This window comes from Candidatus Uabimicrobium amorphum, from assembly GCF_009002475.1.
GTDB lineage: Bacteria > Planctomycetota > Uabimicrobiia > Uabimicrobiales > Uabimicrobiaceae > Uabimicrobium > Uabimicrobium amorphum.
In genome coordinates this window covers 9,315,001-9,336,736 of sequence record NZ_AP019860.1, presented here as the reverse complement: position 1 = coordinate 9,336,736, position 21,736 = coordinate 9,315,001, and the positions used below count along the sequence as shown (strand labels likewise).

Genomic DNA, 21,736 nt, shown 5'->3' with positions numbered 1-21,736 from the left:
ATGGGTTTTGCCAACTTTATAAGTAAGTTTGCAAATTTTTAAACTAACACACATAAACATTAAAAGGCTAGGAGATTACATTTGCGATACGGATTGTATAGTGATATCCATGGAAATTTAGAAGCCTTAGAAACTGTCATACAATTTTTTCAAGAGCAAAAAGTAGATAAATACCTGTGCCTTGGCGATATTGTAGGTTACGGAGCGAATCCTAAAGAATGTCTGCAAAAAGTTATCGAATTAGATAGCTTAATTGTAGCTGGTAACCATGATTATGCTATTGCAGGCAATATCGATATCACTTACTTCAACCCTTTTGCTCAACAAGCGGTTTTATGGACACGGGAGCAGTTAGGGGACGAACAAATCAAATTTTTGGGTAACTTGGGACTTGTACACGAACTAGAAGATACACTAACCTTGGTACATGGTTCACTGAATTTTCCCGAAATGTTCGATTACATCCAAAGTATTCACGATGCGCTTTTATCACTAGAAATTCTCAATACACCTGTATGTTTTTATGGACATTCACACGTTCCCATAGCTTTCATCGAAAAAGAACGCGTCACATATTGTTTGGATACAAAAATAAAAATAAACGAAAATGAAAAAGTACTCGTCAATGTCGGAAGCGTCGGTCAACCAAGAGATGGAAATCCATTGGCAAGTTGTGCGATTTATGACGACGAGGAAAAAGTGGTTGAAATTCATCGTTTAGAATACGACATTGAAACGGCGATTGAAAAAATTATAAATGCTGGACTTCCAGAAGTTTTGGGTGAGCGATTAAGATACGGACGTTAAATATGTTCAAATTATTTATGGCTTTTCTACGTTTGCGTATTGCACAAATGCATAAAAACCCGGACAAAGCAATTTCTATTTTAGAAACTAGTATTATCAAATACCCCGGTTACGCATTTTCTTTTTTACACTTGGGTCTTCTTTACACACAGAAAGAAAACTGGGAAAAAGCAGAGTATTATTTACAAAAAGCGTGCAATTTAGATCCTTCCAACCCAGTATTTGATTTATTTATGGGAAAAGTTCTCATTGACGCGCAACAATACGCAAAGGCAATTGACAAATTACAGGAATCGATTGATAAAGATAAAAATAATCAATTATCATGGAGTTACCTGGCTCTTGCCTATTTAGGAGAGGGGAATCTACAAGAATTTGAAGAAATTGTGCAAAAGAAACCCTTAACCGAAAACCACGAATTACAAATTCGCATGATTTTACTTTTAGAAAAACAAACTCGAGACTGGAATAGCCATGAACTACAGAGCGTCGCGATTAGTGAATAAGGCATATCTACAATTCGAAAAACAAAACTATCAACAAGCACTTGAGTTGCTAAAACAGGCTCGGGAAAAAGACCCTCAAAGCGACGAGGTTTATGCCTACTTAGGAGAAGCCTACATTTACAATGAACTTTACGAAGAAGCAATGCAAACCTTTGATGAACGAGAAAAACTGAAAACAAAATCGGCTCATCTAGACCCATATATACAAGGTTATCGCGGTAGAGTTTATTTAGAACGGGGAGATTTTGAGGAAGCAGAAAAATTGATCGATATTGCGATGAAAAATAATGCGAACGAACCAGAAATCTTGATCACCAAAGCTCTTATACATATGTACAGAAATCAAATGCAACAAGCCCTACAGGTTATGAGAAAAGTAGATTTCAATGATCCATCATTCTATTATAGAAAAATAAAAACCTTACTAAAAAAACTATCTAAGCAAAAAGACACAAGTGAAAAAAATGAGCACGAAAGTTAAAAAAGAAATCGACGAGTTGCGCCAAGAAATATGGGAACATGCCAAGCGCTACTACGTTGACAACCAACCAACAATTAGCGACTACGAATACGACTTACTCTTTCGCAAGTTACAAGATTTAGAAAAAAAGCATCCACAATTCGTTACCCCAGATTCCCCTTCGCAAAGAGTAGCTCCCGTAGAAAGCACTCCTTTCAAAAGAACTTCTCATAGGCTACCGATGTTGTCTATCGAAAATAGCTACTCACTAGAAGAGATAAGCGATTTCGCCAAAAGAATTTCACGCAATACATCTATTGCTACATCAAAAACTGCTTTTGTCGTTGAGCCAAAAATAGACGGTGTTGCCATTAGTTTATGGTATGAAGATGGTGTACTTGCTAAAGCGTTAACGAGAGGCGACGGCGTTGTAGGAGAAGACGTGACAAACAATGCACGTACCATTCGCAGTTTACCTTTAAAATTGCTGGGTACAGCTCCTAAATTTTTAGAAGTGCGCGGAGAAATATATCTTAGTCACAAAGCTTTTGAAAAAATCAACAGAGAACGTGCGGCCGCCGGAGAAAATGTATTTGCCAATCCGCGGAATGCCGCGGCAGGCACTTTAAAAATGCTTGACAACAAAGTTGTACAGCATCGGCAACTCGATTTTTTTGCCCACAGTTTGGGTGAATACACCGATTTAAGTTACACTCATCACTACGATACGTTACAGTCTTTCAGGAAACTGGGACTACCAGTAAATGAGCACTGTAAACGGGCAAAAAATCTACAACAAGTGCTTGATCTATGCGAAAAATGGGTGGAAAAAAAACAAAAATTGGCATACGACATTGATGGTCTTGTCATCAAAGTCGATCGGATTGATTTACAAAAACAACTTGCTAGTACCTCTCGTGCTCCACGGTGGGCCATTGCATATAAGTTTGAACATGAACAAGCAATCACCAAGTTACAAGATGTTATCGTTCAAGTTGGACGCGGAGGAACACTAACTCCCGTAGCAATTTTAGACCCTGTACAGCTAGCCGGGACCGTAGTAAAAAGAGCATCTCTACATAACTATGAAGATATCGCGCGCAAAGATGTACGCATTGGTGACCTTGTCACAATCGTCAAGGCAGGTGAGATCATCCCTCAAGTGCTTGGTTGCGATCCGACAAAACGCCAAGGAAATGAAAAAATAATTTCTCCTCCCACAGCTTGTCCAAGTTGTAATGGAGATGTAAAAAAAGATAGTGGTGGGGTATACCTTCGCTGCGTTGACAAAAACTGTAGTGAGGGTTTCAAGGCGCAGTTAAAGTTTTTTGCTTCGCGTCAGGGAATGGATATTAGTGGACTCGGGGAAAAAATAATCGCGCAACTTGTCGACAAAAAAATGGTAACAAGTCCTGCCGACTTATATTCTCTGCGCAAGGAGGATTTACTACTTCTAGAACGTATGGGAGAAAAATCTGCCCAAAAGCTAATAGACAACATTGAAAAAAGCAAAAATGTACCTCTTCCCAAATTGATATTCTCACTAGGTGTGCGTCACGTAGGAACCAAAGCAAGTAAGATACTCGCCAAAAAATACCAGAATATTGATGCTCTGGCTTCTGCTTCCGTCGAGAGTCTCGAAGAAATCAACGAGATTGGTCCGGTTATGGCCGAAAGTATTTGCGAATACTTTGACAGCGAACAAGGTCAAAACAATATAAAAACGCTGCGCAGTGTCGGTGTAAAAATGGAAGAACTGCAAGTCGCAACAACCCAACAAGTGACAGAATCACCGTTTAGCGAAAAAAATATTGTTCTTACGGGTTCTCTTGCGAAATACACCCGCGGTGAATTACAAAAAAAACTAGAAGAAATGGGTGCCGTAGTGCGTTCCTCCGTTTCGAAAAATACCGATTACGTCATAGCAGGTGAAAATGCTGGTTCTAAATTGAAAAAAGCCAATGATTTGGGCGTCACCGTTCTCTCAGAAGACGAATTGGAAACCATGTTACATGAGACAGTAACCGCAAAGCACGACAATCTACAAACGAACACTACTACTCAACAAACATTTTTTTAGGGCGTCAGGGTACATCATCAATTTAGGTTAGTATTACAAAATCGTAGTCGTGCCTGTGACCAAATATTTTAAATTCGGTTACGATTACGGCTACGGTTACGATTACGGCTACGGTCACGATTACGGTCAGGGTCACGAGGATGACATACCCCAATTACATTTTGTTTAAGGTATCTACTCTGAAAAGAATAAATTAAGGAGCTGCTACATGCGATATGGAATATACAGTGACATTCATGGTAACTTAGAGGCTCTTGAAGCCGTTCTCGAAGTTTTTCTTCATGAAAGAGTTGATAAATATATATGTGGTGGTGATGTAGTTGGTTACGGTGCTAACCCCAAAGAATGCCTTGAGAAAGTTTTAGAGCTAGATAGTATGCTCGTTGCGGGAAATCACGATTATGCCATTGCCGGAAAACTCAAAATAGACTATTTCAACCAACACGCAAGACAAGCCGTCATGTGGACAAGAGAGCAGTTATCAAAAAAATACAAAGACTTTCTCGCAAGTGTTGATATGGTACAAAAGTTAGACAATAAACTTACCCTAGTGCACAGTACCTTAAGTTTTCCCGAACTTTTTGATTACATTCAAACCGGTTACGACGCACATTTATCCCTCGAAATTCTTGACACCCCCATTTGTTTTTACGGACACTCGCATGTACCTGTTGCATTTTTTGAAGGCCATGCGGTTACGTTTTCCATGGACGATGAGATAGATGTCAACCCAGATTCAAAAGTTTTAGTAAATGTCGGAAGTGTCGGACAACCACGCGATGGCAACCCTCTAGCGAGTTGTTGTGTTTATGACGATGAACTTGGCAAAGTATGGATTCATCGTGTAGAATATGATATAGACACCGCAGTCGAAAAAATTATGCATGCCGGATTACCTGAAATTCTGGCCAAACGACTTTATTATGGAAAATAACGGAAAACAAACCTATGCTTAAAGCTTCTTTCTATACACTAGGATGTCGATTAAATCAAGCAGAAACGGCTTTAATAAGCAGTACATTTACAGATGGTGGCTACGAAATAGTACCATTTAACGAATCGGCAGATGTATGTGTGATTAACTCGTGCACTGTAACGGAGCACGCCGACGCAAAATGTCGGCAACTGGTCAGACAAGTTTTGAAACGCAACCCTCAAACATATGTTGCGGTTGTGGGCTGTTATTCACAAACGAGTTCTGAAGCCCTAAAAAAAGTAGATGGGATTGACCTAATCATCGGAACACAAGAAAAATTGAAGGTTCTACAACATATCGATGAGCCATCAAAAACACCACAGCCCAAAATTGTACGCGATACTGTGGACCGCAAATCATTTACGATTGATATAAAAGATCCCAAAATAAAAACCACACGCGCCAATATCAAAATACAAGATGGCTGCGATTTTATGTGCAGCTTTTGTGTTATCCCATTTGCCCGAGGGCGCGCAAGGAGTAGAGCATTTTGGGACATTCAACGTGAAGCAATTGACTTAGCCAGTCAAGGTTTCAAGGAGCTAGTTATTACCGGGGTAAACATCGGAACTTACCAATTTGAAGGTAAGAGTTTCTTAGATGTGCTGAAAATGCTCTTGAGTATTCCGGGACTAGAACGTATTCGCATTAGTAGCATTGAGCCAACAACTATTCCATACGAACTTCTCGACATTATGGCCGACAACGAAAAGTTGTGCCCGCATTTGCACATACCGTTACAAAGCGGATGTGACAAAACATTATCGGCAATGAAACGCAAATACAATGTCAAAGAGTACATGGAATTCATCGACGCTGCGTATAAAAAGATACCAAATATTATGTTAGCAACAGACATCATTGTCGGATTTCCGGGAGAAACTCAGACCGATTTTGCGCAAACGTGTGCGACGTTTCGCGATTCTCCTCTGACGTATGTCCATGTATTTAGTTTCTCACAGCGCGATAAAACAGCCGCGGGACGACTACCTGACAAAATAGACCCCAGGACAAAAAAGCAACGCAGCAAAGAGCTACATGTGCTATCGGATCAAAAAAAACAAAAATTTTACGAACAGTCTTTAGGACAAACGGTTAGATTATTAGTAGAAAACCAAAGTCACAATGGGCATTGGCAAGGGTTTAGCGACAACTACATAAAAATAGCTGTAGACATCCCTGGTATCAAGAAAAACGATTTAATTAATGTGCAACTAAAAGAAGTACTAGATGACGTCGTATATGCGACAAATGGAGATTTCTAATGAACATTTACCTCGAAACATATGGTTGCCAAATGAACGAATATGACTCAGAGTTGATTCTGAGCATTCTAAAAAAAGCAGACCACCAAATTGTACAAAGCGCAGATGAAGCCGATGTGGCTTTCTTAAACACTTGCGCTATACGTGAAAATGCACACAAAAAAATATACCATCGTCTAGATGAAATGCGCGGACGCAAGAAGCGCGGACAAAAACTCGTTGTCGGTGTTCTAGGTTGCATGGCACAAAGCTTACGCGAAGAACTAAAAGACAACGCCCCGGTTGTCGATATTATTGCGGGGCCTGACAGTTATAAGCGCCTACCTGGTTTAATTTCAGAGGCGTGTGGTGGGGACACAGGCTACGACCTATCATTGTCAGAATACGAAACATACTCCGATGTTGCTCCGGTACGTGTACCGGGTGTAAACGCCTGGATTGCGATCATGCGTGGCTGTGATAACTTTTGTACATTTTGCGTTGTGCCCTATACCCGTGGTCGCGAGAGAAGTCGTTCTCCGCAGAACATTGTGGAAGAAACACAGGCAATTGTTGCCCAAGGATTCAAGCAAGTGACTCTTCTTGGACAAAATGTAAACTCTTACAAATACGGCAACTATGATTTCGCCGATTTAATGAAAATGGTAGGTGATGTACCGGGAATACGTCGTGTGCGCTTTACTTCTCCGCATCCAAAAGATTTTCCTCTTAAGTTACTACAAGTAATGAAAGATCATCCGAAACTGTGCAATCAAATTCATTTACCGCTACAGTCGGGTAGTACAGAAGTTTTAGATCGCATGAATCGTACATACAGCAAACAAGAGTTTTTGGATGTTGTCAATGTCATTCGCGACACCATTCCCAATGTATCACTTTCCACAGACATCATATGTGGATTTTGTGGGGAAACAGAACAGGATTTTCAGGACACGGTAGATGTTGTTGAGCAGGTAGGTTTTGATTCGGCGTTCATATTCAAGTACAGCGAACGTAAGAATACCATCGCTTCGCGAAAATTTCCCGACGATGTTAGCGAAGAAATAAAAACCGAACGTGTAAAAAAACTCGTGGAAATACAACGCGCCATTTCTCTTGCGCGCAACGAAAAAGAAGTCGGAAAAACTTTTGATGTACTTATTGAACAACCCAGTAAGAAAAACCGCGAAGAATGGCTTGGACGCAGCGATCACAATAAAGGGGTGGTATTTGCCGCTCCGCAACATAAGCCCGGAGATTTTGTTAAGGTAAAAATTACTTCTGCAGGAACGCATACTCTACGTGGAGAAATTGTCACACCTGCAATCGCCTTTTGTGTATAAAGATTGTTGCATATGAATGCCAAATGTCCGCAGTGCCAAAAACAAACAGACTTTAGTTGCAAAGATGTTTTCGGAGAAGATTCTAGTTGTATTTGGAATCTTCTCTATTGTCTAGAATGTGGCCATATTTTAGCTCAGGCGCACATCGCAATAGAAAAAGACTTGGTGAAAATCGCCACGAAAAATTTTGAACGCAAAACAGAAAAAACCACTCTGGTTTCTATATTTGACGATTCAGAAGAGGAAAAAATAGACGACACCTTTGACGAAGAATTCATTACCTCGGCAAACAACACACAAGAGTTAGAAAAAAATCTCAACGACACACCAGAGAACGCGGCATCTTCCGCGAAAAACCGCGTTACCTTTCTCACGTCTCAAGAGCTGAAAAATGATAAAGAAGAAGACCTTTCGCATAAAAATAAGAATTTTGCAAAATCTTCACCGCGTTCTATTTCGGGAAATGTAGAGATAAGCGAAGATGAAAAAGCCAAAGCCGTCTTCTCTATTTCTTTCTTAAAACAACAGGCACCACCTTTTTTCCAACTCGACAAGGAAAAAATCATCCGCCCTCTTTCTGGTGGCGGCATGGCAGAAACATATTTATACAAAAGCGAATTCGAAGGGCATGATGAAGTGGTGGTCAAAATCGTCAAAGCCAGCGACCAATTTTTTGACCGCTTCAAACGCGAAGTGCGCGTACACTCGGCATTAGAACATCGCAATATCATTAAAACGCTCGAAGCCGGAGCAAGAACCAGATACGTATATCTCATCACCGAATACGCCGATGGTGGAGACCTCCAGGCTCTTATAAAGAGAAAAGGAAAACTTAGCACACGTACAGCGCTTGGTATTAGCATGAGTGTTGCCAATGCTTTGAATTATGGCTGGTGTGAAAAAGCTCTGATTCACCGCGATGTAAAACCGGCGAATATTCTTCTCGACAAGACCAACAAAATAGTCAAACTCTCCGATTTTGGCCTTGCGAAATTTGTCGACGAAGTCGCCGAAGAAAACAAAATTACTCATACGGGAATTTCATTGGGAACCCCATGCTTTTGTTCTCCAGAACAAATCAATAAATTTCGCGACGCCACGCACCTCTCAGATATATATTCGATAGGTTGTCTACTATACCACATGGTAACAGGTCTTCCGCCATATGCGATGAAATTAAAAGAGCATGGAATTTCATATTTTTTCAGTACCAAACTCGATCCCACAAAATTGTCATTTAAAAACGTACCTTCGGTGTTAAAAAGTATTATTTGTACATGCATGCAGTATCAACCGGAAGATCGTTACCAGGATTATGAAGAGCTTCTCGATGACATGAAAAATTTTTATATTCTGTGCTAAAGAGATGACATAAAAAATCACAGTGCCTGTGATTTTTTATCTCGTGCATAAGCTAGCGTATGCGTTCTAAGCTTTTGAATTGTTTGTCTGGTTCTCTATCCAGTAAGAAGTCGCTATTACAGAAATCATTTGCAAAATAAACATTAATGACATTTTTCTCATAGGTCCATTCTTTACCACTCGACGATGTATGACCAAAGCGTCCGTTAAAAATCAACTGTCCAAACTGTTGTTTCTTTAGGCTAAAAACCTGCGTACTGCGACGTTCAGGTTCTCCCACATATGCCCAACTCCATACAAACTTCACTTCGCATTTTTCCTTTGTCGAAGATAGCTTAATCCCACATTTTGTGATCTCTGCGGCATTATCGACGAATAGAGTTTGTTGCGGTTCAAAATCATTGCGTTCAAGATACTCGATCTTTTGCAGATAAATTTGCCCTTTTTCGTTTAAATGCGCGCACTCACATACATCAGGAGTGCTATTTCTCTTCACCGAACCAGGGTGACTACGCGATTTCTTTGTCCATTCGGTACGAATTCTTTGTACGATAATCATTGAGTTTTCCTTACGATTTGCTAAAATTATGAACGGTTGTTCATTTAACAAAGTCAGAGTAAAAAATGAAAAAAAACAAATTAAAAGACTATGATGTCACACTACCATCCTTAGTCTATCACAACAACGACTGGCAAGTTTTTTCACACAATTCTTCACACAAAAAATCAATTTCGCAGGTAACCATTGTTTCTTTTAATGTTCTCTTTGACCTTCATGCTCCTGGAAAATTGTTTACGGAACAACGTCAAAAATTACAGTGGGAAATATTGGCCGATTCGCAGGCAGATATCATTGCCTTACAAGAAGTGACACCTGATTTCTTCGAGGAACTCCTACAGCAATCATGGGTAAACAAATATTATGTTAGCCATGGTGGTATCGAAACATACGGTCAAATTTTCTTAAGTCGTATTCCTTTTCGCGAATTACACTGTTATTATTTTTCTCCCCACAAAAAATTTATTTTTGCGCAGTGGGAGATCAATAGTGAATTGTTTACAGCTACGGCACTTCATTTGACAAGTCGTTTAGCAAAAAACGCACCACAAAAACGCGCTCAGCAACTACAAACCATCCTTACCTATCTGAAAAGATATCCATCGCAAACAAATATTCTTCTTGGCGATTTTAATTTTAGTGATGAACGAGAAAGCCGTATTTTATACGATGAAAACTTTGGCGATGTTTGGCAACAATTGCAACCGCAACAACAAGGTCTTACATTTGTCCCACAAATCAATACCATTGCAGCCATCACCAGCAAAAGTGGCATAAGTGCCCGCTATGATCGTATCTATATGCAAACAACCACAACAACGCGCGCTAGCAATATCAAAATGATCGGCAATACCCCTCATACTTATAAAGAGCAACAAATATACCCTTCCGACCACTTTGGTTTGCAATGTACTTTCGACTTACTTTGAATGAACATAGGAAAATATTATGGATGAGAAAAGTGTAGAAGAAAAAGAATTACAACGCCGTCTGAGGAATACTCGATGGCAAATAGCTGCTGCGGCCATTGTGCTTATCGTGATCGGAATATTTTTTTCCATAGCGGCGTGGAATGATTCCAAATCAATGTCTGGGCTAGGTAATTATCCCCTAGTGTCTTGTTTTTTTGCATTCATCGGCGGCATTCTTCTCACAATCATGACGGCACCTTTGATAGTAGCGCCGTTTATCATACCTTACGCTATATTTAGCGAAGCCCATGCGCAACAAAGTCACAGCGACGTAGTGGCGAATATTGGATTTGTTGTCAGTTTTTTCATCATGTTCTTTATCGCCAAAACCATCAACATCTCTGCCCCTGTTACTTTACCTTTGTGGTTGGTGGCCTTTTTTTGTTTTAGTGTTAGCCTATATGCAGGTATTTTGTGTAGTGAGTATGTAAAAGAAATGCGTTCTGATCCGTTTGATCGCACCGACCCTGCAGCAATGGTATTGTATTGGCTGATGACTCTCATTTTGCCTTCAGGGACGGTTGTTTTCTTGGGCATTTTTATCCGAATTTTTACCGAACAAAGTCTATTGTAACTATTTATTCTCATCGGCGAAGATACCAGATTTTTTTAAATATGTATTTAGTAGTAATGGAAAAATAGCACAAATTACAAGATTGCGTGCTGCAAGAAAAACATTGCCTTTAAAATAATACAAGCCATATAAATAAGGAAAAAATAACACCACCATAGCCAAACAACTTATCTGTGCAACAACCACTGCCCAAGATTTTTTCATCAACATTGCCAAGGAAGAAACCACCAAAACCGCACCGAAAATAGCGATAAATGCTGGAAGTGATACATAACATACGTCCAGTAATGAAGGATTTATCTGGTGTATAGTTAACAACATTTTTATTGCCATGTAGTATAGATTTACCAAATATATTCCCACAACTACATTGATAATGCATACAAATACAAGCATGACTTTATCCTTTCTAGTTTTTCTTTTTAAATTGTTCCGCCTTCTTTTTATAGTAATGTGCTCTTTTGTCATTACCTAGAGCTTTGTAACATTGGTATAATCCATCATACGGTTTCCAATAGTTTGGGGTAAGAGATATCACCTTTTCGTAGTTTTCAATTGCAAGTTTGTATTTCTCCAGCTTTTTATAAACATTACCACGACTTTGATACGCTAGAAACTGACTAGGGTCCACTAGAATTGACTTGTTGTAAAAAGCAAGAGCTTCTTTATATTTTTTGTGTATAGCATGAATAGAACCGATGTTATGATATGCCTCAAAAGCACCCGGATTGATTAGTAAAGCTCTAGTATAGTCGTCAAGAGCCTTATTATATAATCTACGACTACTATAAAAAACTCCACGATTGATATAAGCTTGAAAGCTTTCACTGTTAATTTGTACCGCTTTATTGAAATCGGCGATTGCCTTGTCATGTTGATTTAGATTTTGATAAACAACACCCCTATTTCTGTAAACAAATGAATACTTAGAATTGAGTTTTAAGGATTGGTTATAGTCTGCAAGGGCTCTTTCATATAACCCAAAATGACGATAAATAAGTCCACGACAGTTATAAGCATCGTAATAACTAGGTTCAAGTTCTATGCATTTGTTAAAGTCAACTAACGCTTTTTTATATTCTTTTTGCTCGCAATATAAACGACCACGGTTGTAGTAAGCTCTGAAATGTTTAGGATCTTTTTTTATTATCGTTGTGTAGTCCTTAATTCCCTGACCAATATCTTGATTTCTTAAAACAATTGCTCTTAAAAATATATACTCTTCCGCGTTTTTAAGATGTACGGATTTGTTAAATAGCGACTCTAGAGGTTCTATGATATCCCGATCAAGAATAAAACTTGCGTATTTATCGCTCAATCGAATTCTTTCCACGACTTCAATGATAGCTTTATTAAAATCTCTCATGTCATCGTTTGCTTCTTCTACTTTGCGTAAAGCCACTTCTTTCGCGGTTTTTGCTTTCTCCGCTTTTCGCCAAGCATCTGTTACGAACACCAATGAAACGACTAACACAAAAAATATCAACGCCATTGCGCCAAAAACCAGTTTGTGATCCGCGATGAAATTTTTTAAGACATCCCACGAAGTGTATCTTTTGGCAATGATTGGCTTGTGGTCACGTAAATTCTTTAGCTCTCTCACTAACTGCCGAAAGCTCTCGTATCTTTTTTGCTCTTTTTTCGCGATGCACTTTAGGCAAACCGCTTCAAAATACGGTGAAATATTGGGATTGAGTTGTCGTGGCGGAATAGGTGGGCGGTGCAAAATCTGAAAAAGAATGTTATGATAGGAATCTCCTTGGTAGACATGACAATACGTCAAAGCTTCATAAATCGTAGCGCCAATGGAATAAATATCACTCTTTTCCGAGGGGTTTCCATGTATCTGCTCGGGCGACATATAGTGTATTGTTCCTAGCACATCTCCGGTTTTAGATAGACTCTTTTCTTCGGAGTCTTTAACCTTTGCCAACCCAAAATCTACGATTTTTGGTTCTCCACCATTGGTGATCATGATATTGGAAGGTTTGATATCGCGATGAAGAATCTTATTTTTGTGGGCGTGGGCCAATGCGTCACATACTTTTATCATCAAATCGACGAGAAAGTTTGTTTTCATTTTCTTTTCTTTGATGAGATCCGCGAGTGTGAAGCCTTCGATGTACTCCATAGTAAAAAATGGCTGCGGTTTTTCACCAAAGTCGTGTAGTTTGATAATATTAGGATGGTTTAACTGTGCCATGGCCGACGATTCGCGTATAAACCGCTGAAAATCTCTTATCTCTCCGCGTAAAATTAACTTGAGAGCCACAACTCTCTTCAGCCTTGTGTCGTATGCTTTGTAAACAATCCCCATTCCTCCGCGACCTAATTCCCCCTCGATTCGATACCTATTGGCAAATTGTTGTCCAGGTGCAATTGCTTCAAATTCCGGTGAATCATCGCTACAAATCTCCGAGGGAATTCGTTTCTCTACCACTAAATGGCCTTTAACGGTTTTTTGCGTTTCTTCTGCAGAATCTGCGAAAAAACTATCGGATGTTTTAGAAGCGGCCATCTCCATCTGGACGGTTTTTTGTGTCTCTTCTGCAGAGTCTGCAAAAAAACTATCCGGCATCTTCGGATCAAGAATATTGCTCATTTTTTGTGCTTCCTCGATAGAGTCTGCGAAAAAACTGTCTGGCATCTTTGGGTCAAGAATATTGCCAGTTTTTTGTGCTTCTTCTATAGAATCTGCAAAAAAACTATCTGGCATATTGAAATTGGAATCATTTCCTGTTTTCTTTACTTCCTTTGCGGAATCGGAATCAGAATTAAAATCATCCGGTATTTTAGAATCATCCATAATGTGTCCTTAAATTAATAAATCCCAATTCAAATACCACACATACACTTTTTTATCTTCCCCAGCAGAAAATGCAAATTGTTCGTCGGGTGTAAAACATACACTTGATACACTACCGGAATGCTCGTTAAACACCTCTACGCTGTTGCCTTTTTCCACATTCCAAATACACATTGTTTTGTCCCAGCTGGCCGAAATCACATATTGGCCGTCTTTGGTCATCGCTACATCAGAAACACAGTCATCGTGTCCACGCAAAATCTTCATACATTTTCCCGTAGTCATATCCCACACACGTACTGTCTTATCCCAACTTCCCGAGACTAAATAGTTGTTTTTTTGTGCAATCGCCACTCCTTTAACACTACCTGTATGTCCCAAGAGCTCTTGCTTGCATTCACCATTACCCAAATCCCACACACGTATTATTTTATCTGCACCTGCGGTTACTATCTCATTATTCTCAGAAAATACAATGCTCTCTACCCAACCATTATGACCTCTCATTTCGCGCAAACACGCACCTGTCTGCATATCAAACAATAAGATTTTCTCATAAATTCCACAAGCAAGTATTTCATTATTGAAAGACAAACAACGAACGCGACTTTGGCATTGCCATTGTTTCAAGCACACGAAATTTTCAATATCCCATATATATACAAATTTGCCAGAACTAAAAACAGCTTTATTTTCCCCGATCGCTATTTTTTCAATACGTGACTTCTTCAAATTGAGAGGATGATCTTTGGCGGACTCAATATTCCACATACGAACTGTCTTATCCCAGCTTGTAGAGAACACATAACAACCATTTGCAGCTACTGCCGAAATGTAACTTTTATGACCAACTAAAATCTTATCAAGCCATGCGCCCCGCAAATTTTTGCGAGAAGCATGGGGCAACAATAGTGAACATGCTTTTCGAACTTCCCGGTCCTGACTATAAAAAGGTATTTGTCGCATTTGCGAAAGAGTTCCAATCGCTTGTTGCCAATTTTGAGCTTGTAGCGCTTGTTGCATGCTCCGCATTCCCTTGCGAAATTTCCGCTGGCACTCAATAATAAATTCGCTTTTCTGCGGACGAACAATTCCCAAAGGCGAAGGGGGAAAACTATTGCCCAATTGCCACACTTTAATCGTCTTATCAAGACTTGTCGAAATCGCGATGTTCTTTTCTGGCGCAACAGCAATTCCATAGGTCCGATCTTTATGTCCCTCTAAAGTCCTTAGACATCTTGCGCTCTCAATATCCCAAATACGAACGGTTTTATCCCAGCTTGTCGACAGCAATGTATTATTTTGTGGTACAAAGCATAAATTCCATACAGCGGCTTGATGGCCGTGTAGTATTTTTACGCAGGTTTTACTCGTAAGGTCCCAAATGCGAATTGTTTTATCCCAACTCGCGGACGCCACTTTACTAGAGGAAATAACAATCACTTGCCATATAATATCTTCATGCCCCTTGAGAATGCCAAGACATTCGCCGCTCATGACATTCCATATACGTACAGTCCGGTCATTACTGGAAGAAATCACTCGCTCTTTATCAATGACTGCAACAGAGGTAACATAATCTTCATGTCCCTGCAAAATATTGATACACTTTTGTGTTGTCGTATCCCAAATACGAATGGTTTTGTCCCAACTGGCAGAGATAATCTTTTGCTCGTCACAGTTCCATGAAACAAAATTCACGTGATTTTCATGACCAACAAGAGTCGCAATACATCTCTCATTCTCCACATCCCAAATTTTTATGGTCTTATCCCAACTACCAGAAAGCAATTTCTTTCCGCAAAAACTCCACTTTACGCTTTCCACATAATGATTATGCCCGCGAAACACTTTCGCACATTTTTTGTCATGGAGATCCCAAACCCTAAGCGTATTATCCCAACCACCAGAAGCAGCCTGCATACCACTTTTATCAACGTCTATACAACGAACACTATCATCGTGGCCGCATAATTCACAAAGCAACTCGGTACTCCGTACGAGTAGAGATCTCACATTTTTGACACTTTGCTCTACATTTGTATCGTATTTACACGCCTCTTTCAGTGCAAAATTTGCGGAGCTTTGGTCTCCACGTTCTAAATGGACGAAACCTACGAAGAGCCAGTATTCCCAATAATTTGTATAGTTCTTTTCCAGCAAATACAAACGTTGTAGGAGATCGTTATCCGTAATTTTTCCTTTACGCCACTGTCGCAAACTATAGTTGTAGGTGGCATGCAAATGTTGTGGATCTTTTTCGATGGCTTGCTTTAACAAAGCATCTACGTCATCCTCTTTTTTTAAATCAAATAATGACAGTGCGCGGTTATTTAGTTCGTCCGACAAAAACTGTACAACATTGGGCCTTTCTCGCCGATAAAACTCACCTGATATATCTTTGTATATTTTTTGTAGTTCACTAACCACTACTGCAAAATTATCCGGGCGTTGTAGCGGGTCGTCAGCAAGACAATTTTTGAGCAATATCTGCAAATTTTTTGGTATATCATGTATTTTACTATCTGAGGAATTAAATATTTCCGCTGCTAAACATCCAAACTGCCAAACACGTTTACCAATCAACATTTCTATTACGGTTAAGGCCCATGACCAAATATCGGTTTTATACGTAATATCTTCATTGTTTGCCTGTTCTGGAGAGCAATAGGCCGGTGTCATACTCTGTTTTTCGGAGTGCTTATTAGGTAAATAAGCACCCGCCAAACCAAAATCAGTTATTTTGACCAGTCCTAACTCACTAATCATTATATTCGCTGGCTTAATATCCTGATGGATAATCTTACGCAGATGCGCATATTGTAATCCCCAGGCAATTTGAATGGCAATATCAAGTATTTTCAAAAAAGACGAAGTGTACTCTACATTATGTTGTCGAATCCATTCATCGAGACTACTTCCCGCGATATATTCCATAAAGACAATAGGAAGTCCTCTAATTTCTCGAACATAATAGCAACTAACAATATGCGGAAATCGGCCTAAATAACTCCATATTTCGGCCTCACGAATATATTGTTGCTTTAGATTTTCATTGTGAAATAGATTGAGGTGAGGAATTTTTCCCGCCATTTCGACATTCCATTGCAAATGATGTAGCTTATATACTTCGCCAAAACCGCCTTTTCCCAGCAATGCAACGACTTTGTAAGTATCTAAGAGAATCTCACCTATGGTAAAAGATTTTTGTGTTGTGAGTAGTGGTGTGATAGATTTTTCGGTAGGGAGAAATGGTACTGTTGTCAAACAAGGGGAAACTTGAGTACTCGCTGGAGAAGATTGATCTGGTAATTCTTCGAGATTTTCGATAATTAGAGGTTGTTGTTGTAATATTTTCCATTTACCCGCTTTTACGAGTTTTTGTAACTGGTCCTCGGAGACGTTTATTTTTGACAACTCCCCTTTTTTGTTGCGAATAAACACATTCATAGCGATCTTTTCGTATTCCAAAAGAAAATTGCCGCAAAATCTCAAGTAAGTATTTATTTATCAAGAGTTTATAGTATAGCAATTTTATACGAATAAGTAACAGAAAATTTTCGCACAGGCTTGTATTAAACCAGGACTTTTCCGCTTAAAATAACCAAAAGACTATCTTAAGCGGATTGGAGTTTATAGAAAGTCTATTTACTTAGGAATAACAACAAGATCATGGAGTCCACGCATACAAGGTATTTTATAACCTGTACGTTTCAGTTTAGGTGTTCCTGATTTGTCAACATTCCAAAATTCAATGAATCCTTCTCGTGGCTCATCTTCACGATTATGGTAAATAGCCACCGCTAAATTACGCCCAGAAGCATCAAAAACAGCATCTTCCGGCAACAGACCATTGAAACCATATTCATCAATAATTTCAATTTCGCCCGTATTATTATCCAGCTTCGCGAGAGTTAAAGAACTACGCTTACGATATGGCCAAATGCTTGCAGGAAACTTATCAGGAAGGTAAGTGCGATTCATGTTCACGGTAACAAGCAGCGAGCCATCTGGACTCATCGCAAATCCTTCTGGACTATAACCCACTTTTTTTACAGAAGAAATATGGTGTTCACCGCTTTCAGAAAAAGCAATCGAAATGATTCTGCCATGTGGATTGAAAAGATAATCCGTTTGCTTATCTCCCCACTTCAAATCGGGGATGATATAAAAACGTCCATTTGGTGTAAAAGATCCCGCACTAATGTAATCTCCCGCTGTAATATTTTCTCCCACAAGCGTTACACTAGTAGGACGACCATCGGTATAGTTAACACGATAAAAAGCAATCTCGCGATCGGAAATATTAAATGCAAGATAATTTCCCGAGGGATGCCAAGCAACGGCTCTCACACCTCCTCTAAAGTGTTGATGCTGACGATTGGGGATAGAAAAAAACGATAACTCACCAACGCGACCGTCACGAAAAGAGGCAAGGCACAATTCACGACCCGACTCCTCTGAAGTAATTGCCAATAAATTTTTGCTAGGTAATACCATGATTGATGTAGGATTTGTTGCAATTGGTTGTTGTTCGACAATACGTGGAAAACCCAGGTCACGCATATCTATAACCGTTAAAAATGAGCCAACAGGTAAATCGGTGTAGACATTGTCCACCTTACTTACACTAGGAACACTTCGCGTCTCTACCACAAACGCATACAATCCATCCTTCGATACATCGACAATTTGTGGCCAACTTACCACCGAATTGGATACATTGATAGTAGACATTTGCGGACGATTAGGATTTAAAGGAAGTTTCACAGTAGTTAATGTATCGCTCAGTCCGGGAAGACGTTGTAAAACTCCATTTGCATACGCAGTGGCAATTTGATCTGCGTCAGAAACACCAATGAGAGCCTTGCCCTCAAAAACAGGTGTGCCTTCTATGGGAGCTTCGGGAATATTTTGCGCTACGACATGTAGCGAAAGAAGAACAAAAATGCATACTATTTTTTGAATACTCATACAACTCTCCACCTTCTACATCAAAATTATTTTGCAATTAAGATTACATTATAAAAAGCATATCATTTTCTAAAGTCTGTGTCAAGTATACATGGCATAACTGTTTAAAACGTAAATCTTATTACCAATTGACTTTACTGAAGAAAACATATGAAGAAAATGGTGGGGAAATGGTGTCAGACTCACTACTTTAGTAGATGAATTAGCTTGATATCAGTTCATCTACTCGAGTTTTCTATTTTCCAGCAGTAGTTGTCAATTTTTTTAGCGCACCTGATATTTCCAAAAACGGTGTCCAAAAATGGTCCAAAAATGGTGTCAGACTCAGAAACGGTGTCAGACTCAAAAACGGTGTCAGACACAAAAATGGTGTCAGACTCGAAAATGGGTGTCAGACTCAAAAACGGTCTCAGGCTCAGAAACGGTGTCAGACTCAAAAATGGTGTCAGACTCAAAAATGGTGTCAGACTCAAAAACGGTGTCAGACTCGAAAATGGGTGTCAGACTCAGGAACGCAGAAACGAAGGAAAGAGTGAAGTGGAATGGGCATAAAAAAAACCCTGACAGCCTTTTGAGCTACCAGGGTTCGTGTTGATTGGAATCCGGCGACGACTTACTCTCTCACCGTGAGGCAATACCATCAGCGTGAAAAGCTTAACGGCCGTGTTCGGGAAGGGAACGGGTGTGACCTTTTCACTATGATCGCCGAATATAATTGATTCCGTATATATCTATTTCTATATAATATTGCAATCTTGACAAATCAAGAGAGGAGGAAGAAAAGAAAGCAAAGAGGAGTATAGAGAGATAAGTCGAACGGGATATTAGTACTGGTTAGCTGAGTACATTGCTGCACTTACACATCCAGCCTATCAACCTGGTAGTCTTCCAGGACCCTTCAGGGAGATCTCGTCTTGAAGAAGGCTTCGCGCTTATATGCTTTCAGCGCTTATCCTTTCCGAACGTAGCTACCCAGCTATGCCGCTGGCGCGACAACTGGAGCACCATAGGTTCGTCCGCCCCAATCCTCTCGTACTAAGGGCAAACCTTCTCAAATCTCCTACACCCACAGCAGATAGGGACCGACCTGTCTCACGACGGTCTAAACCCAGCTCGCGTACCGCTTTAATTGGCGAACAGCCAAACCCTTGGGACCTTCTTCAGCCCCAGGATGCGATGAGCCGACATCGAGGTGCCAAACCGCCTCGTCGATATGAACTCTTGGAGGCGATAAGCCTGTTATCCCCGGAGTACCTTTTATCTGTTGAGCGATGGCCCTTCCACTCGGGACCACCGGATCACTAAGTCCTGCTTTCACACCTGCTCGACTTATAAGTCTCACAGTCAACTACCCTTCTACCTTTACGCTCTACGCACGATTGCCGACCGTGCTGAGAGTAGCTTTGAACTCCTCCGTTACCTTTTAGGAGGAGACCGCCCCAGCCAAACTGCCCACAAAGCACTGTTCTGGTACCGGATCTACGGACACCAGTTAGAATTCTAGTATAACAAGGGTGGTATTTCACTTGCGGCTCCACAAAGACTTGCGTCTCCACTTCAAAGCCTCCCACCTATCCTACACAAGCTATACCAAAACCCAATACCATGCTGCAGTAAAGGTTCACGGGGTCTTTCCGTCTTGCTGCGGGTAAGCGGCATCTTCACCGCTACTACAGTTTCACCGAGTCCTCTGTTGAGACAGTGCCCAAGTCGTTACGCCATTCGTGCAGGTCGGAACTTACCCGACAAGGAACTTCGCTACCTTAGGACCGTCATAGTTACGGCCGCCGTTAACCGGGGCTTTAGTTCAGAGCTTCGCCGAAGCTAACCCCTCCCTTTAACCTTCCGGCACTGAGCAGGCGTCAGTCTCTATACATCGACTTTAAGTCTTGGCAGAGACCTGTGTTTTTAGTAAACAGTCGCCCGGGCCTTTTCACTGCGCCCCCCAACAGCTCCGGATGTACATCCTTCACCATCAAGGGTACCCCTTCTCCCAAAGTTACGGGGTCAATTTGCCGAGTTCCTTAACAGAGGTTATCTCGAGCGCCTTAGGATTCTCTCCTCACCTACCTGTGTCAGTTTTAGTACGGTCACTTATGCAACTCGCTTTACGAGAATTTTCTTGGAAGCATGGCATCGGTTACTACAGACTATTGTCCCCCATCACGTCTCAGGATTAACAAGAATCCGGATTTTCCTAGATCCTCTCCCTACACGCTTGGCCCCGCTCGACCATCCACGAGGTTAACCTAGCCTCCTTCGTCAACCCGTTGCTCAAATGCTACATAAGTGGTACAGGAATATTAACCTGTTATCCATCGACTACGCCTTTCGGCCTCGCCTTAGGTGCCGACTAACCCTGGGCGGATTTGCCTTCCCCAGGAAACCTTAGGTTTTCGGCGAATGAGATTTTCACTCATTTTATCGTTACTCGTTCCGGCATAATCACTTCCATATTGTCCAGTAGTCCTCACGGTCTACCTTCAGTCCTAATTATGGAACGCTCTCCTACCATCCTTACGGATCCGCAGCTTCGGTGTTAAGCTTATTCCCTTCAATTTTCGGCCCAGGAATGCTCGACTAGTAAGCTATTACGCACTTTTTAAATGGTGGCTGCTTCTAAGCCAACATCCTAGCTGTCATCGCACTCCCAGCTCCTTTAAACTTAGCTTAACTTCGGGACCTTAGCTGGCGGTCTGGGCTGTTTCCCTCTTGACTAAGGAGCTTATCCCCCATAGTCTGACTCCTTCGATTCCACATGTGGTATTCGGAGTTTGATTAAGTAGGGTAGGCTGGTGGCCCCCACTGACCTATTCAGTCGCTCTACCCCCACATGCTACCACGAAAGGCTAGCCCGAAAGCTATTTCGGAGAGAACCAGATATTGGCCAGTTTGATTAGACTTTTACTCCTAACCACAGCTCATTGCCTGATTTTTCAACATCAGTGCATTCGGGCCTCCACGAGCTTTTACACCCGCTTCACCCTGGCCATGGTTAGATCACTGGCTTTCGGGTCTACCACATACGACTTTGTCGCGCTATTCACACTCGCTTTCGCTTGGGCTCCGTGTCG

At 40.7% G+C, this 21,736-nt stretch carries 15 protein-coding genes and 2 rRNA genes (1 of these 17 cut by a window edge); 10 read left to right on the top strand and 7 right to left on the bottom strand.

What is annotated here, in order from left to right; translation table 11 throughout:
- The first annotated feature begins 81 nt into the window (after positions 1–81).
- The 8 genes from UABAM_RS32750 to UABAM_RS32715 all read left to right on the top strand — a co-directional run bounded on the left by UABAM_RS32750 (position 82) and on the right by UABAM_RS32715 (position 8,778).
- On the top strand, positions 82–807 hold the full coding sequence (locus UABAM_RS32750; RefSeq protein WP_152021833.1) for a metallophosphoesterase family protein: 726 nt from the start codon (positions 82–84) through the stop codon (positions 805–807).
- Between the two features lie 2 nt (positions 808–809).
- Complete coding sequence (locus UABAM_RS32745) at positions 810–1,313, top strand: tetratricopeptide repeat protein (RefSeq protein ID WP_152021832.1); 504 nt, start codon at positions 810–812, stop codon at positions 1,311–1,313.
- Positions 1,282–1,794 carry a tetratricopeptide repeat protein gene (locus UABAM_RS32740; RefSeq protein WP_152021831.1) on the top strand — a complete coding sequence of 171 codons (513 nt, stop codon included), beginning with the start codon at positions 1,282–1,284 and terminating at the stop codon, positions 1,792–1,794. Before UABAM_RS32745 ends, UABAM_RS32740 begins: the two co-directional genes overlap by 32 nt.
- Entirely contained in the window at positions 1,778–3,853 is a 2,076-nt protein-coding gene (gene ligA, locus UABAM_RS32735; protein ID WP_152021830.1) for an NAD-dependent DNA ligase LigA, read from the top strand. The genes UABAM_RS32740 and ligA overlap by 17 nt, the downstream gene beginning before the upstream one ends.
- Before the next feature lie 208 nt (positions 3,854–4,061).
- Positions 4,062–4,787: a metallophosphoesterase family protein gene (locus tag UABAM_RS32730; RefSeq protein WP_152021829.1), complete on the top strand. Its 726-nt coding sequence runs from the start codon at positions 4,062–4,064 to the stop codon at positions 4,785–4,787.
- A 14-nt stretch (positions 4,788–4,801) separates the two neighbouring features.
- Positions 4,802–6,094, top strand: a complete 1,293-nt coding sequence (mtaB, locus tag UABAM_RS32725) for a tRNA (N(6)-L-threonylcarbamoyladenosine(37)-C(2))-methylthiotransferase MtaB (protein ID WP_152021828.1) — start codon at positions 4,802–4,804, stop codon at positions 6,092–6,094.
- The gene (gene miaB, locus UABAM_RS32720) at positions 6,094–7,416 is read left to right on the top strand and encodes a tRNA (N6-isopentenyl adenosine(37)-C2)-methylthiotransferase MiaB (protein ID WP_152021827.1); all 1,323 of its coding nucleotides are present in this window, start codon (positions 6,094–6,096) and stop codon (positions 7,414–7,416) included. The genes mtaB and miaB overlap by 1 nt, the downstream gene beginning before the upstream one ends.
- A 12-nt stretch (positions 7,417–7,428) precedes the next feature.
- Positions 7,429–8,778 (top strand): serine/threonine-protein kinase, encoded by a 1,350-nt coding sequence (locus UABAM_RS32715; protein WP_152021826.1) that lies wholly within the window; start codon positions 7,429–7,431, stop codon positions 8,776–8,778.
- Positions 8,779–8,830: 52 nt separating this feature from the next.
- Here the strand turns inward: UABAM_RS32715 and UABAM_RS32710 are convergent, their stop codons facing one another.
- The gene (locus tag UABAM_RS32710) at positions 8,831–9,337 is read right to left on the bottom strand and encodes a hypothetical protein (protein ID WP_152021825.1); all 507 of its coding nucleotides are present in this window, start codon (positions 9,335–9,337) and stop codon (positions 8,831–8,833) included.
- A 65-nt stretch (positions 9,338–9,402) separates the two neighbouring features.
- Between UABAM_RS32710 and UABAM_RS32705 the strand changes: the two genes are divergently transcribed.
- Positions 9,403–10,266 (top strand): endonuclease/exonuclease/phosphatase family protein, encoded by an 864-nt coding sequence (locus UABAM_RS32705; protein WP_152021824.1) that lies wholly within the window; start codon positions 9,403–9,405, stop codon positions 10,264–10,266.
- 19 nt (positions 10,267–10,285) lie between these two features.
- Positions 10,286–10,882 (top strand): hypothetical protein, encoded by a 597-nt coding sequence (locus tag UABAM_RS32700; protein WP_152021823.1) that lies wholly within the window; start codon positions 10,286–10,288, stop codon positions 10,880–10,882.
- On the opposite strand, the gene UABAM_RS32695 is transcribed toward UABAM_RS32700, so the two are convergent.
- From UABAM_RS32695 to UABAM_RS32670, 6 genes are all read right to left on the bottom strand, one after another.
- Positions 10,883–11,278 carry a hypothetical protein gene (locus UABAM_RS32695; protein WP_152021822.1) on the bottom strand — a complete coding sequence of 132 codons (396 nt, stop codon included), beginning with the start codon at positions 11,276–11,278 and terminating at the stop codon, positions 10,883–10,885.
- Between the two features lie 13 nt (positions 11,279–11,291).
- A complete protein-coding gene (locus tag UABAM_RS32690) occupies positions 11,292–13,688 on the bottom strand; it encodes a protein kinase domain-containing protein (protein ID WP_152021821.1) in 2,397 nt (798 codons plus the stop codon).
- 9 nt (positions 13,689–13,697) lie between these two features.
- Positions 13,698–17,138 carry a protein kinase domain-containing protein gene (locus tag UABAM_RS32685; protein WP_152021820.1) on the bottom strand — a complete coding sequence of 1,147 codons (3,441 nt, stop codon included), beginning with the start codon at positions 17,136–17,138 and terminating at the stop codon, positions 13,698–13,700.
- Positions 17,139–17,336: 198 nt separating this feature from the next.
- On the bottom strand, positions 17,337–18,662 hold the full coding sequence (locus tag UABAM_RS32680; protein ID WP_152021819.1) for a lactonase family protein: 1,326 nt from the start codon (positions 18,660–18,662) through the stop codon (positions 17,337–17,339).
- Positions 18,663–19,262: 600 nt separating this feature from the next.
- Positions 19,263–19,372, bottom strand: a 5S ribosomal RNA gene (gene rrf / locus UABAM_RS32675).
- 93 nt (positions 19,373–19,465) lie between these two features.
- Positions 19,466–21,736 (bottom strand): 23S ribosomal RNA (locus UABAM_RS32670) (it continues 763 nt past the right edge of the window).